The organism is Shewanella sp. VK101, from assembly GCF_056497865.1.
The window spans coordinates 2,279,257-2,294,865 of record NZ_CM151402.1; the positions used below are offsets into that span (position 1 = coordinate 2,279,257).

Annotated in this window: 17 protein-coding genes; 8 read left to right on the forward strand and 9 right to left on the reverse strand. The window is 52.1% G+C overall.

Annotated elements, in window-relative coordinates; all coding sequences use genetic code 11:
• Positions 1-69: 69 nt before the first annotated feature.
• Both trxB and ald read right to left on the reverse strand, forming a co-directional pair.
• A complete protein-coding gene (trxB, locus tag ACSHSR_RS10370; RefSeq protein WP_044734469.1) occupies positions 70-1,023 on the reverse strand; it encodes a thioredoxin-disulfide reductase in 954 nt (317 codons plus the stop codon).
• Between the two features lie 142 nt (positions 1,024-1,165).
• On the reverse strand, positions 1,166-2,281 hold the full coding sequence (gene ald / locus ACSHSR_RS10375) for an alanine dehydrogenase (protein WP_479631477.1): 1,116 nt from the start codon (positions 2,279-2,281) through the stop codon (positions 1,166-1,168).
• Positions 2,282-2,461: 180 nt separating this feature from the next.
• Between ald and lrp the strand changes: the two genes are divergently transcribed.
• From lrp to ACSHSR_RS10410, 7 genes are all read left to right on the forward strand, one after another.
• Positions 2,462-2,965: a leucine-responsive transcriptional regulator Lrp gene (gene lrp, locus ACSHSR_RS10380; protein WP_025009731.1), complete on the forward strand. Its 504-nt coding sequence runs from the start codon at positions 2,462-2,464 to the stop codon at positions 2,963-2,965.
• A 210-nt stretch (positions 2,966-3,175) separates the two neighbouring features.
• Positions 3,176-5,782: a DNA translocase FtsK gene (locus ACSHSR_RS10385; RefSeq protein ID WP_479631478.1), complete on the forward strand. Its 2,607-nt coding sequence runs from the start codon at positions 3,176-3,178 to the stop codon at positions 5,780-5,782.
• An 18-nt stretch (positions 5,783-5,800) separates the two neighbouring features.
• The gene (gene lolA / locus ACSHSR_RS10390; RefSeq protein ID WP_101058794.1) at positions 5,801-6,415 is read left to right on the forward strand and encodes an outer membrane lipoprotein periplasmic chaperone LolA; all 615 of its coding nucleotides are present in this window, start codon (positions 5,801-5,803) and stop codon (positions 6,413-6,415) included.
• Positions 6,416-6,417: 2 nt separating this feature from the next.
• The gene (locus ACSHSR_RS10395; RefSeq protein WP_071238144.1) at positions 6,418-7,749 is read left to right on the forward strand and encodes a replication-associated recombination protein A; all 1,332 of its coding nucleotides are present in this window, start codon (positions 6,418-6,420) and stop codon (positions 7,747-7,749) included.
• Entirely contained in the window at positions 7,742-8,116 is a 375-nt protein-coding gene (crcB, locus tag ACSHSR_RS10400; protein ID WP_025009735.1) for a fluoride efflux transporter CrcB, read from the forward strand. Before ACSHSR_RS10395 ends, crcB begins: the two co-directional genes overlap by 8 nt.
• Positions 8,117-8,134: 18 nt before the next feature.
• The gene (gene serS / locus ACSHSR_RS10405) at positions 8,135-9,421 is read left to right on the forward strand and encodes a serine--tRNA ligase (RefSeq protein WP_117200682.1); all 1,287 of its coding nucleotides are present in this window, start codon (positions 8,135-8,137) and stop codon (positions 9,419-9,421) included.
• Between the two features lie 13 nt (positions 9,422-9,434).
• On the forward strand, positions 9,435-9,557 hold the full coding sequence (locus ACSHSR_RS10410) for a hypothetical protein (protein WP_025009737.1): 123 nt from the start codon (positions 9,435-9,437) through the stop codon (positions 9,555-9,557).
• 41 nt (positions 9,558-9,598) lie between these two features.
• On the opposite strand, the gene ACSHSR_RS10415 is transcribed toward ACSHSR_RS10410, so the two are convergent.
• The 7 genes from ACSHSR_RS10415 to punR form a co-directional block, all read right to left on the reverse strand.
• Positions 9,599-10,924: an IS4 family transposase gene (locus ACSHSR_RS10415; protein WP_479631479.1), complete on the reverse strand. Its 1,326-nt coding sequence runs from the start codon at positions 10,922-10,924 to the stop codon at positions 9,599-9,601.
• 124 nt (positions 10,925-11,048) lie between these two features.
• Entirely contained in the window at positions 11,049-11,387 is a 339-nt protein-coding gene (locus ACSHSR_RS10420; protein WP_025009738.1) for a TusE/DsrC/DsvC family sulfur relay protein, read from the reverse strand.
• Positions 11,381-11,662, reverse strand: a complete 282-nt coding sequence (gene tusB, locus ACSHSR_RS10425; protein ID WP_025009739.1) for a sulfurtransferase complex subunit TusB — start codon at positions 11,660-11,662, stop codon at positions 11,381-11,383. Before tusB ends, ACSHSR_RS10420 begins: the two co-directional genes overlap by 7 nt.
• Positions 11,662-12,018 carry a sulfurtransferase complex subunit TusC gene (tusC, locus tag ACSHSR_RS10430; protein WP_025009740.1) on the reverse strand — a complete coding sequence of 119 codons (357 nt, stop codon included), beginning with the start codon at positions 12,016-12,018 and terminating at the stop codon, positions 11,662-11,664. Before tusC ends, tusB begins: the two co-directional genes overlap by 1 nt.
• Entirely contained in the window at positions 12,018-12,407 is a 390-nt protein-coding gene (gene tusD, locus ACSHSR_RS10435; protein WP_071238146.1) for a sulfurtransferase complex subunit TusD, read from the reverse strand. Before tusD ends, tusC begins: the two co-directional genes overlap by 1 nt.
• 58 nt (positions 12,408-12,465) lie before the next feature.
• A complete protein-coding gene (locus tag ACSHSR_RS10440; RefSeq protein ID WP_025009742.1) occupies positions 12,466-13,125 on the reverse strand; it encodes a Bax inhibitor-1/YccA family protein in 660 nt (219 codons plus the stop codon).
• Between the two features lie 146 nt (positions 13,126-13,271).
• Positions 13,272-14,174 (reverse strand): DNA-binding transcriptional activator PunR, encoded by a 903-nt coding sequence (gene punR / locus ACSHSR_RS10445; RefSeq protein WP_028779875.1) that lies wholly within the window; start codon positions 14,172-14,174, stop codon positions 13,272-13,274.
• A 176-nt stretch (positions 14,175-14,350) separates the two neighbouring features.
• On the opposite strand from punR, the gene punC reads away from it, so the two are divergent.
• Positions 14,351-15,544, forward strand: coding sequence for a purine nucleoside transporter PunC (gene punC / locus ACSHSR_RS10450; protein ID WP_238336366.1), 1,194 nt, complete (start codon positions 14,351-14,353; stop codon positions 15,542-15,544).
• Positions 15,545-15,609: the final 65 nt, after the last annotated feature.

Consider the following 15,609-nt stretch of genomic DNA (forward strand, 5'->3'; position numbering starts at 1 on the left):
CCTATGCTTTAATGCCTCAGACAAAAAAGCCAGTCATCAATGACTGGCTTTTCAGTATATCGGCGGAGCTTATTTCTGAGCATCCAGGAAGCGCTCGGCATCCAGAGCCGCCATACAACCGGTTCCGGCTGAGGTGATGGCCTGACGGTAGTGCTGATCCATCACATCGCCGGCGGCGAATACGCCTTTGACGCTGGTCTGGGTGGCATTGCCATTGAGGCCGCTTTCGACCTTGATATAACCGCCATTCATCTCCAACTGGCCTTCGAAAATACCTGTGTTGGGGCTGTGGCCAATGGCGACAAACACCCCGGCCACTTCCAAATCGGAAATACTGCCGTCTTTGGTGCTCTTCATCTTGAGTCCGGTCACGCCCATGGCATCGCCGGTCACTTCGTCCAATGTCTTGTCCAGGTGCAGAACTATGTTGCCGTTTTCGACTTTGTCCATCAGACGATCGATAAGAATTTTCTCAGAGCGGAAGGTATCACGGCGATGGATCAGGTGTACTTCGGCAGCTATGTTGGAAAGATAGAGTGCTTCTTCAACAGCCGTGTTACCACCGCCGATAACGGCCACTTTCTGATTACGATAGAAGAAACCGTCACAGGTGGCACAAGCAGATACACCACGGCCCTTGAAGGCTTCTTCAGATGGCAGACCGAGGTACTTGGCGGATGCGCCTGTGGCTATGATCAGCGCATCACAGGTGTACTCACCGTTGTCACCTTTCAAGGTGAAAGGGCGCTGTTGCAGGTCAACTTCATTGATATGGTCGAAGATAATTTCGGTATCGAATTTCTCGGCATGCTTTTGCATCCGTTCCATCAGCGCAGGACCTGTCAGGCCTTCGGCATCGCCGGGCCAGTTTTCGACTTCGGTCGTAGTGGTTAACTGGCCACCCTGCTGGATACCTGTGATCATCACAGGCTTGAGGTTGGCGCGGGCAGCATAAACGGCTGCGGTATAGCCTGCGGGGCCTGATCCCAGGATCAAAAGATTACAATGTTTGGCTTGGCTCATTTTATTCTCCGTGCCTTGGCAAATTGCAGCGATTGTAGGTAATTTACCCCTAAGGGTAAAGCGCCAGGAATAGAATCTTCAAGATTGACTTAATCGAAAAAAAGGAGCCCAGAGGCTCCTTTAAAGCGATTAGTTGATTTGCTTACTGTAACAGTTCGCTGGCAGCGGTATAAGCCATATTGTGGGCTTCGGCGACTTCCTTACAGGTGATCTTACCGTGCATCACGTTAAGACCATTCAGCAAGTGCTTGTCAGACAAGAGCGCGTCGCGGTAACCCAGACGGGCCAGCCTGAGAATGTAGGGCAGGGTAGCGTTGTTCAGGGCAAAGGTGGAAGTACGCGCCACGGCGCCCGGCATATTGGCTACGCAGTAATGCACTACATCATCGACGATATAGGTAGGATCCTGGTGAGTTGTGGCATGAGAGGTTTCCACACAGCCACCCTGATCTATGGCGACATCCACTATGGCGGCCCCAGGCTTCATCTTCTTGATGTGCTCACGGGTAACCAGCTTGGGCGCTGCCGCGCCGGGGATCAACACGCCACCTATGACCAGATCGGCCTGCAATACATGCTTTTCAATGGCATCGGCCGTCGAGTAGATAGCCTTGACCTTGGAGCCGAACTGAACATTCAAACGACGCAGCGCGTCGATGGAGCGATCGAGCACCACTACATCGGCACCCATGCCCACCGCCATTTGCGCCGCATTGGTACCTACCATGCCGCCGCCGATAATCACAACTTTAGCCGGTTCAACCCCAGGGACACCGCCGAGCAACATGCCCAGGCCGCCCATGGATTTTTCCAGCGCCATGGCACCGGCTTGGATGGACATGCGTCCGGCCACTTCTGACATCGGGGCCAGCAAAGGCAAGCCACCACGGTCATCGGTAACCGTTTCATAAGCGATACAAACAGCGCCGCTGTTGGCCAGTTCTTCAGTTTGGGGCAGATCGGGGGCAAGGTGCAGATAGGTAAAGAGGATCTGGTCATGGCGCAGCATGGCACGTTCTACGGCCTGTGGCTCTTTGACTTTGACTATCATCTCAGCCTTGGCAAAAACCTCGGCGGCCGTGTCCAGAATAGACGCCCCGGCATCGATATAGTCCTGATCGGTAAACCCAATCCCATTACCAGCATTCGTTTCGATAAAAACCTGATGACCATGCATAGTCAATTCGCGTACGCTGGAAGGTACCATACCCACACGATACTCATGGTTTTTGATTTCCTTTGGAACACCAATTATCATTTTCGAGCCTCAATATACTAAAAAACCCACTTTTAATGGGCATAATTGTTATTTTATAGTGACCTGAACGTGATCAATTCAGGAAAGTCCAGTATAGTATTGCCCGGGCAGATTATGCTGCTAAACTTCCGACATACGCAAAATTAAATGTTGTTTTAGTGATAAAACAAGGTTAAAAATATGGTAAATAATAAAAAGAGTCCTGTAAAAGACTTGGATCGTATCGATCGTAACATTCTTAATGAACTGCAAATTGACGGTCGCATTTCCAACGTTGAGCTTTCCAAACGTGTTGGTTTGAGTCCAACTCCCTGCCTTGAACGCGTCAAGCGTCTCGAAAAACAAGGTTATATTAACGGCTATACCGCACTGGTTAACCCGCACTTTTTGGGCGCATCCTTGTTGGTATTTGTCGAGATCACCCTCAACCGGGATACTCCGGAAGTCTTCGATAAGTTTAATCGCGCCGTGCAGCTTTTGGATGATATTCAGGAGTGCCACCTGGTATCGGGCGATTTCGATTATCTGCTGAAGACACGGGTATCCGATATGTCTGCCTATCGTAAATTGCTGGGCGAAACCTTGCTGAAGCTGCCTTCAGTGTCCGACACCCGTACCTACGTGGTAATGGAAGAGGTGAAGCAGACCAGCAAAGTAGCCATCAGTATTTCTGCTGAAGCCTAAACCTCGATTGTTAACGAGGGTAAAAGGGAGCCACAATGGCTCCTTTTTTGATCTAGGTTGTTTATTTTTTATCCCAGGCGGCGAGGCGGCGTAAAAAAATGCCGCTATCCACTTGCTTTTAGGGGCTTTCGAAGGCTTATTCGCTGCACATTCAGGTTGATTCTGGTATCTTAAATCCATCTGTTTTTCGTTTGCTTATGGAAATCGCATTTGTCTCAGGGAAATAGCGTCAGAACCCTCAGCGGCCTGCAACGTCTGCTGGAGGGGGGGCTTATTCTGTGCTGCATGGTCGCCATCTATATATTGTTGGCGCTGGGCAGCTTTCATCCCGGTGATCCGGGCTGGAGTCAGTCTAACTATCAAGGGGAGATCGAAAATGTCACCGGTGCCGTAGGTGCCTGGCTGGCCGATGTCCTGTTCTATTTCTTTGGCTATACCGCCTATCTTATTCCGATCATCATTGCCGGAAGCGGTTGGTTGATCTTCAGGCGTGCCCATAGACTGCTGGAAGTGGATTACTTCTCGGTCGGCTTGCGCCTGATTGGCTTTCTGTTGATGGTGCTGAGTCTGGCTGCCTTGGCCAGTATGAATGCCGGCGATATCTATGAATTTTCGGCCGGTGGTGTGGCCGGGGATGTAATAGCTCAGGCGATGCTGCCTTACTTCAACCAGTTGGGCACCACACTGCTGCTGCTTTGCTTTGTCGGCGCGGGTTTTACCCTGCTGACGGGAATAAGCTGGCTTACCATAGTCGAGCTCACCGGCTTGGCAACTATCTGGTGTTTTCGCAAGCTCAAGCAGTTGCCTGCACGTCTGTCAGGCCCGAAAGAAACCGAAGATACCCGCGGTTTTATGTCGGTAGTGGACAAGTTCCGTCGCGAGCGCGATGAAGTCGAACCGGAAGAATTGCTCGAGGAGGATGACGATGAAGAGGTTATTGAAGCCCCCGTTAAGAAACCCGGGCTGCTGAGTCGTTTCCGTAAAAAGGATAAGCAAGTTCAAGAGAGTGAAGCGGCGATTGCCGATGACAAAGTCGACATAGAGCCTAAGCGTCAGGGCAGGGTAGAGCCGGTGCTTTCTGCAGGTGTTGCCGGAAGTGCGACTGCCAAGGCTGCGGGCATTTCTTCGGACAATGCCGAAGACACGCCACCTTGGCAAGATGAAGCAGAAGGAAGCGAGACTATCGACTTTGATAAGCGGGTCTCAACCGGTGCCATCAGCCATAAAGAGCGGCAATTGAAGGCCCAGAAGGCCAGAGTCGAAAACGGCATTATCATTTTGCCCGGTGAAGAGGGAGCTGCAAAGGAGAGTAAGCAACCCATGGATCCTTTGCCGAGTATCTCACTACTGGATGTGCCCAACCGCAAGAAAAACCCTATCAGTGAAGAAGAGCTGGATCAGGTAGCGCGTTTGGTGGAAAGCAAACTTGCAGACTTCAACATTACCGCGCAAGTGGTTGGTGTCTATCCAGGTCCTGTGATTACCCGCTTTGAGCTGGACTTGGCCCCTGGGGTCAAGGCTTCAAAAATCTCTAACCTATCCAAAGATTTGGCGCGTTCGCTGCTGGCAGAAAGCGTGCGGGTGGTTGAGGTTATTCCGGGTAAGGCCTATGTGGGGCTGGAACTGCCCAACAAGTTCCGCGAAACCGTATTTATGCGTGATGTGCTCGACTGCCAGGCGTTCAAGGACAGTAAATCCAATCTCACCATGGTGCTGGGACAAGACATTGCCGGCGATCCGGTCGTGGTGGATTTGGCCAAGATGCCTCACCTTTTGGTTGCAGGTACCACAGGCTCGGGTAAGTCGGTTGGGGTCAACGTGATGATCACCAGTCTGCTGTATAAGTCCGGCCCTGAAGATGTGCGCTTTATTATGATAGATCCCAAGATGCTGGAGCTTTCTGTCTATGAAGGTATTCCGCACCTCTTGTGTGAAGTGGTCACGGATATGAAAGAGGCCGCCAATGCGCTACGCTGGTGTGTCGGCGAGATGGAGCGGCGTTACAAACTGATGTCAGCGCTCGGGGTACGTAACCTCAAGGGCTTCAATGCCAAAATCGCCGAGGCCAAGGCTGCCGGCGAGCCGATTTACGATCCTATGTGGAAGTCCAATGAAAGCATGGAAGATACGGCACCTGAGCTCGACAAGTTGCCCTCTATCGTCGTTGTCGTGGACGAATTTGCCGACATGATGATGATAGTCGGCAAGAAGGTGGAAGAGCTGATTGCCCGTATCGCCCAGAAAGCCCGCGCCGCCGGTATTCACCTTATTCTGGCAACCCAGCGCCCGTCTGTGGATGTGATAACAGGCCTTATCAAGGCCAACATCCCCACTCGAATCGCTTTCCAGGTTTCTTCCCGTATCGATTCGCGCACCATTTTGGATCAGCAGGGCGCCGAAACCTTGCTGGGGATGGGCGATATGCTCTATCTGCCCCCTGGTACCGGCGTGCCTAACCGGGTTCACGGCGCCTTTGTGGACGATCACGAAGTGCATGCCGTGGTTGCCGATTGGCATGCCCGCGGTAAGCCTCAGTATATTGATGAAATACTGCAGGGTGCCAGCGACGGCGAGCAGGTGTTACTGCCCGGTGAAGCACCTGAAGGCGGCGATGAAGAGCTGGATGCGCTCTACGATGAAGCCGTTGCTTTTGTTACCGAAACCCGCCGCGGCTCTATCTCCAGTGTGCAGCGCAAGTTCAAGATAGGCTATAACCGCGCCGCCCGCATCATAGAGCAGATGGAGCTTCAAGGGGTGGTCAGTGCCCAGGGGCATAATGGTAACCGCGAAGTATTGGCTCCACCACCGCCAAGATAAGACAGATTTGAGGTATAGATGAATAAAAGCATTATGTTTCTTGCTCTGGCCGTCAGCCTACCTGTAATGGCCGATGATGCCGGTGTGCTCAGAGAAAAACTGGATGCCATCGCCGGCTTGAAAGCCGACTTCCAACAGCAAGTCACAGATATCAATGGCAAGCTTATTCAGCAAGGCAGTGGCGAGCTCGCCTTGGCGCAGCCGAATCAGTTTTACTGGCATCTGCAGCAGCCGGATGAATCTGTGATAGTCGCAGATGGCAAAGACGTTTGGATTTATAACCCGTTCGCCGAGGAAGTGAGCGTACTGGCGCTGGAAAATGCCATTGCCGCTTCGCCCATGACGCTTTTGGTGCGCCGCGACGAGGCCAGTTGGGCTCGCTATAACATCACTCTGGACAAAGAGTGTTTCCAGATAGCGCCCAAGACTGAAGAGGCCGGAGTACAACAGGTCAGCGTCTGTTTCAACGATAACACTTTGACCCAACTGGCACTGAAAGACACTCAGGGTAATCTCAGTCAGTTCAAACTGAGTGGACAAAAGCCGCTGACAGATAGCGACAAGAGATTGTTCCAATTTGAGGTTCCCGAAGGCGTTTCCATTGACGATCAGCGCCCGGGGCAGGAAGGTTAACCTTGTCCAGCCTGAGCTTTGATTTTGCCCCCGACTTTCGGCCCCTGGCGGCAAGAATGCGCCCGGCGACGCTGGAGCAGTACGTCGGTCAGCAACATCTGTTGGGACCTGGGCAACCGCTGAGACTGGCATTGGAGGCCGGCAAGGCCCATTCCATGATGTTCTGGGGGCCGCCGGGTACCGGCAAGACTACGCTGGCAGAGCTGGTTGCTCATTATGCCAACGCCCACGTGGAGCGAATATCTGCGGTCACATCCGGGGTGAAAGAGATCCGCTCGGCGATAGAACACGCCAAAAACGTGGCGCAATCGCGCGGCCAGCGCACCTTGCTGTTTGTCGATGAGGTACACAGATTCAACAAGAGCCAGCAGGATGCCTTTCTGCCTTTTATTGAAGATGGCACAGTAATTTTTATCGGCGCCACCACAGAAAACCCTTCGTTTGAAATCAATAACGCTTTGCTCTCCAGAGTGCGGGTATATCTGATTAAGCGTCTCGATGAAGCCGAGATTGCTACCATAGTGACCCAGGCCCTCGCTGATGAAGAGCGTGGCCTAGGCAAACGCCGGTTGCAGATGCCACCTGAGCTGATGGCCAAGTTGGCGACTCTCGCCGATGGCGATGCCCGCAAGGTTCTCAACCTGGTAGAGCTGATGAGTGACATGCTGCCGGATGGCGGTAGTTTTACCGAAGCCATGCTGGTGCAGGTGGCCGGTGAGCAGTTGGCGGGGTTCGATAAGAATGGCGATCAGTACTACGACCTGATCTCAGCCGTGCACAAATCGATTCGCGGCTCGGCGCCGGATGCGGCGCTCTATTGGTTTTGTCGCATGCTGGAAGGGGGCTGCGATCCTCTGTATGTCGCAAGACGCCTGCTGGCGATAGCTTCTGAAGATGTGGGGAATGCCGATCCTACCGCGATGACCGTTGCTCTCAACGCTTGGGACTGTTTCCACCGGGTCGGCCCGGCAGAGGGCGAGCGCGCCATAGCGCAGGCGATTGTTTATCTGGCCTCGGCGCCCAAGAGCAATGCGGTGTATACAGCCTTTAAAGCGGCCAGACAACTGGCTCGGGAAACCGGCCAGCAGCCTGTGCCCATGCACTTGAGAAACGCGCCGACCGAGCTGATGAAATCCATCGGCGCCGGAGAAGGCTATCGTTATGCTCATGATGAGGCCAATGCCTACGCCGCCGGCGAATGTTATTTCCCCGAAGCCTTGGCCGATAGCCGTTTTTATTATCCGACCGAGCGGGGGTTTGAGAAACGGATCCGCGATAAGTTGGCGCAGCTTTGCCAACTCGACAGCCAAAGTGAGAACAAAAGGTATGATTAATCTGACTGTTGTCGCCCTTGGTGGTGCAACCGGCGCAGTTTTGCGCTACCTGATATCGATATTTGTGCTCCAGCTATTTGGCAGTGGTTTTCCTTTTGGTACACTGGCTGTTAATGTACTTGGCTCATTTCTGATGGGGATGATCTATGCACTGGGGGAACTCAGTCATATCAGCCCTGAGATCAAGGCGCTGGTCGGTGTCGGATTTCTTGGTGCACTGACAACCTTCTCAACTTTCTCAAATGAAACCTTACTGCTGATACAGGGAGGTGAGTTGCTAAAGGCATTTCTGAATGTGGCGTTGAACCTGGGACTGTGCCTGGCCATGGTTTACCTGGGACAACAGCTGATTTTTTCACGTGTATAACTGATAAGACAAGTAGACATGTTAGATCCAAAATATCTGCGTAATGAACTCGCAACAACTGCGGAGCGTTTGGCGACCCGCGGTTTTATCCTTGATGTAGACAGGCTGACCAAGCTGGAAGAAAAGCGCAAGTCGCTGCAGGTGGAAACCGAAGAGCTGCAGGCCAGTCGCAATGCCATCTCCAAGTCCATAGGTCAAGCCAAGTCCCGCGGTGAGGACGTTGCCCCTATCATGGCGCAGGTAGGTGATCTCGGCAGCCAGTTGGACAGCAAAAAACAAGAGCTGAGTGCACTGCTTCAAGAGCTGGACGCTATTGCCATGAGCATTCCCAACTTGCCGGATGAATCTGCTCCCGTGGGCGCAGACGAAAACGACAACGTGGAAATCCGCCGCTGGGGCACGCCAAGAGAGTTTGACTTTCCGGTAAGAGATCATGTTGATCTCGGTGAACAGCTCAAAGGACTGGATTTCAAGAGTGCCGTAAAAGTAACGGGTTCACGCTTTATCTTTATGCAGGGCCAAATTGCCCGTATGCACCGCGCTCTGGCGCAGTTCATGCTGGATTTGCATACCCAGGAGCACGGCTACACGGAATGCTATGTGCCTTTACTGGTCAACGAAGCCAGCCTCAAGGGCACAGGCCAACTGCCCAAGTTTGGTGAAGATCTGTTTCACACCAAACCGGCCACAGAGGAAGGTCAGGGGCTTAGCCTGATACCAACCGCAGAAGTGCCGCTGACCAACCTGGCCCGCGATACCATACTGGATGAAGCCGAGCTGCCAATCAAGTTGACCGCTCACACACCATGCTTCCGCAGTGAAGCCGGCTCTTACGGTAAAGATACCCGCGGCCTTATACGCCAACACCAGTTTGACAAGGTCGAAATGGTGCAGTTGGTGAAGCCGGAAGATTCGGAATCTGCATTGGAAGAGTTGGTCAGTCACGCTGAAAATGTACTGAAGAAGCTGGGGCTGCCGCACAGAACTGTCGTCCTGTGTACCGGTGATATGGGCTTTGGTGCCGCCAAGACCTACGACGTTGAAGTCTGGGTTCCGGCTCAAAATACCTACCGTGAGATCTCTTCCTGCTCCAACGTGCGTGACTTCCAGGCGCGGCGCATGCAGGCCCGTTATCGCGCCAAAGACGACAACAAGCCCAAGCTTATCCACACTCTGAATGGTTCAGGACTGGCGGTTGGTCGTACTCTGGTGGCCATTTTGGAAAACTACCAAAATGCCGATGGTAGTGTCACAGTACCTGAAGCCCTGCGCAGCTATATGGGTGGCATTGAAAAAATAGGTTGATGGGTGAGGTCATATGGATAAAGGTCAGCGCTACCTGCGCTGGCTTGCCTACGTGGCCGTCATCGCAGTTTTTTCTGCCCTGTTTTTAGCCACGCTCGGCAAGGCAGCCATGCTGGTATATGAGAATTTAAAATAGTTATTCAAATAGTAAAAAGCCCCGAGAACCGGTAATGCCGTTCACTTAGTGTGAACGGCATTTTTCTTAGGCTTAATGGGATACTTGTTTTTACTCATTTTTAACGCACGTGGATAGGCTCTATCCCGTTTCCCATCAAGCTTGAACTGCCTCGCATTACGCACTATGTCCAAGACCTCTCTCGGGACATTTCCAGGCGTTTGAGATGACAGTTGAGTCAGTTTAAAAATGATATAACTCGATGCATCTCTAAAGCTTAATTGGTTCGGATGTAACGACGGTAAGCTCTTAGCCATCAACATCATCTTGTATCTGATGAGGTTATAGGCCAATAGTACCCCCCACAATTCTTGGATAACCAACTCTGGCAATTGACTACGCAACGTAAAGCGACTCTCCAGAAGATGCTGCTTCATCTCCCGATAGCCCACTTCTATCTCCCATCGATGGGCATATAAATCCGCTATCTCTGCCCCCGGATAACGCAATGGGTCCGTTAATGAGGTCAAAATGGAAACCGACTTACCTTTTATCGTCTTTGTCAGTAAGCGAGCTTCAATATTGTCAGGTAGCATAGGCCACTTCTTTCTGGCTTGAGGCGTGGTGGCTAACTGCACCAGTTGGTCGTGTTTTCCTAAAGAGCGTACCACTTCATATTGCGTCCCTTTCTTCAACGGCAGCAGCCAGTGGCTGTTCGGTTGAGCCTGTTGCCAGGCGTGCAAAAGTCCCAACGAATAAAAGCCTCTGTCAAACAGCGTCAGGCTGTTATTAGGTATGCTTGATATCAGTTCAGCGGCTAAACTCATTTCACTGACAGCAACAGAATCAAAGGCACTGTTCAATACCAAGTGGCTACTTAACTCCATCATGCAAACCATGCGAATTTGAGGATAGGCAGCATCACCAGAAGCGTTGGCGGTTTTGGCGAACACCTGATTGTTTTGCTCACTATCAGGTGTTCGCCATACGATACCATCGACACCGTAGAGGTTGAGCCCACACCAATGAGGATGCTCTGCTCTTTCATGCCAGGTCTTGGCACTTCGCTTAAACACATCCTGAACAACGTCAGAGCCCAATCGCTTACGCGCTTGCGTGACAGCACTGCGCGCAACGTAATCCACCTCTTGCGGTAAGACGATATCAAGCTTATTGATGAGTGAACGGACGGACTCGCCTCTGAACAGAGCCATACCAATCACCGCCCAAATCATGGCATCCATAGGTAACTTACGTCGTCTTAAACTGGCAACACCATGTGAATCAAGGCACGACTGAATTAACTCAGGCTCAAGTACATCGGCCAGACAGGTGAATTCGGTAAGACGATTGATATGAGTACGCGCCAAAGCTTCTGAAAGTTGCATAAAAAAATCCGATGACATGGGGTCATCGGATTTTGATCCTTTCAGTGAGATCGTCAAGCGATCTGTCTTAACTGATCGGCATTACCGAGAACCGGGGCTTTTTTGTGTGCAGAATCGAGTCGCTTTAAATACACTTGGCCGGCTTGGGCAGCCCGGCAATCTTGGTTGCCTGCTTGGCTGGCCCCATCGGGAACAGGGTGTAGAGGTACTTGGAGTTACCTTTCTCCGGCCCCAGTGCCTGGCCGATAGCCTTGACCAATACCCGAATAGCCGGGCTGGTCTTATATTCAAGATAAAAGTTACGCACAAAGTTAACCACTTCCCAGTGGGCATCGGTCAGCTCTATCTCTTCGCCTGCGGCGATGACAGGCGCCAGCTCGGGCGTCCAATCGGAAACCTGCTTCAAGTACCCTTGAGGATCGGTCGCTATCTGCTTGTCATTGAATTGAATGAAATCTACCACGAAATAACCTTTGTATGAGCCAATGTCAGCGCTACCAGCGCCGGATAATCCAACTGTTCATAATTACCAAGAAAGTCCTCGAGCCCGCGGGCTTTGACGTCATCGGCCACCAGCACCACTTTAAAGGGGGACAGTGCCATGGCCCATTGACGTTTCAGCAGGGCGCTTACTGCATCGCCTGCCAGCAGAAACACGTCTGTCTTGCCGGCATATCTCAGTGCGCAGGACAGCGCAGTGTCGCGCGCCGCCGATGTTTGTATTTGGTGTAATATCATCAGAAAACCATGACCTCATCGGCATCCAGCAGGGCCTGGCGGATCTGCTCGTTATCACAAATGGTGGCAGGAATAACCAGTTCGGTGCGGCCAAGTCCCAGCTCCTGCAACGATTGTTTGCAGACCAGTACAGTCTCTATGTCATAGAGGGGCAGCGCACCCAAGGTGGCGATATAGTCCTTGCAACCGATAAGCTCAGGTTGCTGCTGCTTCAGCAGCGTAAGCACGCCTTCATCGGTAAATATCAGGCTCACCTCTTGCTCGAAACTGGCGCTCAGCAGCGCCAGATCCAGGCCTTCGCGGCCGGAAGCCGACCCATGCGGTGCTCGGCGAAAAATAATGGCTAATTTCTTCATTAAAAACTCACCAGACGATCACTCTTTTCAAGCCCGGTGACCAACTCGCCAAGCCCCCCCATGGTAAATCCAGCGGCGAGATTGGCACTCGCTTTGGCGTTATCCTTGGCATCCTGTGCTGAAAGCACACCGCGGCGCAGGGCGGCAGAGACGCAATTCACTAGATTAAGCTGCCACTCCTTTGCCAGCTGCTGCCAGGCGGCAGTTAAGTCCAATTCGTCGGACGCCGGCGCGCATAGCGCATTGGACTGGCTCACCCCATCCTGATAAAAGAATACACAGCGAATCTCATGGCCCGCTTGCAGCGCAGCCCGGGTATATTTGAGTGCATGGAAGCCAGCCGCCGGGCCGTAGACACTGCCATTCACCATAATAATAAGTTTGCTCATACCAAAAAAAATGACCCTGAATTAGGGCCATTTTAACCTATTTTCCATCCCGAGGGGATCAGTCATCACCACCGGCACCCATCAGGTGCAGCAGGCTGATAAACAGGTTGAGAAAATCCAGGTACAAAGCAATGGTAGCGCGAATATAGTTGGTCTCACCACCATTGACGATACGGCTGGTATCAAACAGGATAAAACCTGTCATCAGCAGGGCGATACCCGCATTGACTGCCATAAATACCGCGCCGTTACCGACAAAGATATTGATCACCGCAGCGGCAATGACGACCACCAGACCGGCAATCAAAAAACCACGCATAAAGGAAAAATCTTTCTTGGTGGTCACGGCATAGGCCGACAGGGCGACGAAGATGGCTGATGTCAGACCAAAGGCCTGAATAATCAGCTCAGGGCCGTTACTCATACCGGCGTAATGATTGAGGATATAACCCAGAGACGCGCCTTCCATACCGGTAAAGGCAAATACCCAAAAGATCCCGGCGGCAGACTCCGCTTTTCTCAGGGTGACGAACAGCAACACCAAGCCACCGATGGAAAGTCCCAGTGACATCATGGGGCCTATCCCCATCGCCATGGCGATGGCGGCACATACGGCTGAAAACCCTATGGTCATTGCCAGCAGCATGTAGGTGTTTCTGAGCATTTTGTTCACTTCCATAGTGGAAGTTTGGCTCGAATAAAGGGTTTGCTGAGTCATTTGCTTCTCCGAAGGTTGACTGACATAGCCCGGGTTGGCGACCCGACTAGTTTCCATGTTAGAGCAGTTTAAACCGTATATGGTTCCGCTGCAGGTTTCCTGTTATAGATTGTGCCATTAAACACTGAATCTTTTATGAATTAAAGTCAGGCGAGCCACTCTCTGTGCAGTTTTTCGGTATCGCCCAGATAATCCAGTACCCATTTGAGCGCCGGCGACATCTTGTTGGCATTCCACGCCAGGCAGCAGGAGCTTGCAGCCAGAGGAGTGGCCAGCTGTTTTTCCACCAGGGCACCGGCGCGAATAAAGGGGCTGGCCAGGTGTACCGGCATATAACCTATCCCCAAGCCTTCACGGAAGCAGTTGATGGCGCGGATCCAATCCGGCACCACCAAGCGGCGCTGATTGTCCAGTAACCAGGTGTGGCGCTTGGGGATCTCTCTTGAAGTATCGTCCAGGCAAATAGAAGGGAAGGGCCTGAGCTCTTCATCTTCCAGTGGCCGGTCGATAGCGGCCAAAGGGTGGGACTTGCTCACCAGAAATGCCCACTCGATATCGCCCATGTCTCTGTGATGGTAGGCGCCGCCGACCGGAATGGCAGTGGTGGCGCCAATGGCAACATCGCTGCGACCGGTAGACAAGGCTTCCCAGACGCCGTTGAACACCTCAATACGGATGATCAGCTCCACATCGGTGAAGTGACGATAGAAGTCGGCAATCAACACACTGATCCTGTCTGCCCTGACGATATTGTCCAAAGCGATGGACAGAGTCGGCTGCCAACCATTGGCTACCCGCTGGGTTTCCCGTTTCAGGTCGTCCAGTTGCTTGAGCATAATCCTGGCTTCCTTGACAAAGTGAGCCCCGGCGGGCGTCAAACTGACGCTGCGGTGATGACGCTCAAACAGCACGACTCCCAGTTCTTCTTCAATCTGCTTAATGGCATAACTCACGGCGGATGGCACCTTGTGCAACTTGTTGGCTGCGGCGGTGAAACTGCCAAGGTGAGAAACAATATCGATAAGTTGCAACGATTGTTCAGAAAGCATGGCGATTCCTTGCTGTGAGATTATTTGAAAGCATAGGTCAAAAATAAACGTTTCACCTCGATTGAGCAAGGCTTTAGACTGCTCCGGCATTCATATTACTTTTGTCTTAAGTTGTAATCAGGTTGTATATGACTCTTAAATATTTCATGTTTTTATGCTATCTCGCGCTCCTGAGCATGTTGGCTTTCATCGCGACCGACATGTATCTCCCAGCATTCAAAGCAATTGAAGGCTCGCTTGGCGCCAGCTCATCTCAGGTGGCCATGTCCTTGACCTCTTTCCTGGCCGGATTGGCCTTGGGGCAACTGCTTTACGGCCCTCTGGTGCAGCGTTTCGGGAAACGCAATTCACTGCTAGGTGGCTTGGCGCTGTTTGCCCTGGCGACAGTCAGTATAGGTTTCAGTGACAATATCATCATGCTCAACTGTGCCCGTTTCTTCCAGGCGATTGGTGTCTGCAGTGCTGCCGTCATTTGGCAGGCTTTGGTGGTAGAACAGTATGATGCCAAAGATTCACAGCGCATCTTCTCCAACATCATGCCCTTGGTGGCCTTGTCACCGGCCTTGGCGCCTATTCTCGGCGCCAAGGTGCTTGGGCATCTGGGCTGGGAAGCGATATTTTTCATTTTGGCGGCGACGGCAACGGCATTGATGGCGCTGACTATGGTGTTGGTGAAGCCGGCAAATGAAGGCACGGCCAAAGCTGAAGAAAAAGTGGCCTACAAGACCTTTTTCAACAACACAGGTTATTTGGGCAATGTGCTCATCTATGGTGCTTGCTCGGGGGCTTTCTTTGCCTATCTGACACTCTGGCCGATAGTGATGGAACAGCACGGTTATGAGGCAGATGCCATAGGTTTAAGCTTTATTCCGCAAACCATCATGTTTATTGTCGGTGGCTATGCCAGTAAGTTGCTTATCCGCAGGGTAGGCAGTGAGATGACGCTTAAACTGTTGCTGGCCCTGTTTGGTTTGTGTGTGTTGGCGATTGCCTTGGCGACTTTGGTATTCAAGGCGCAAACCATCTATCCATTGCTTATTGCATTTTCTGTGCTGGCCGCGGCCAATGGTGCCATTTATCCGATAGTGGTTAACAGTGCGCTGCAACATTTCAGTCAGTGCGCCTCCAAAGCGGCCGGGCTGCAAAACTTTTTACAGATCACCTTGGCATTCGGAGCATCAAGTCTGGTTGCTGTGTGGGCCACGGCCGGGGAAACCGCTATTGCCTGGGGGATCCTGGGTTGTAGTGTGCTGGTATTTGCTGGCTATAAACTGCGTCAGTTTGCCGGCTGGTCGCAGGTGAGGGCAGGTTTTACCAAGCCGGATCCTGCTCGTTTGGCGCTACATGCAGAAGAAACGCCCAAAGACTGAGTGCAGATTGAGCAAATAGATAAGGCCGTGACATTTTCTGCTTTACAGTCTCATATCCTCGCTAT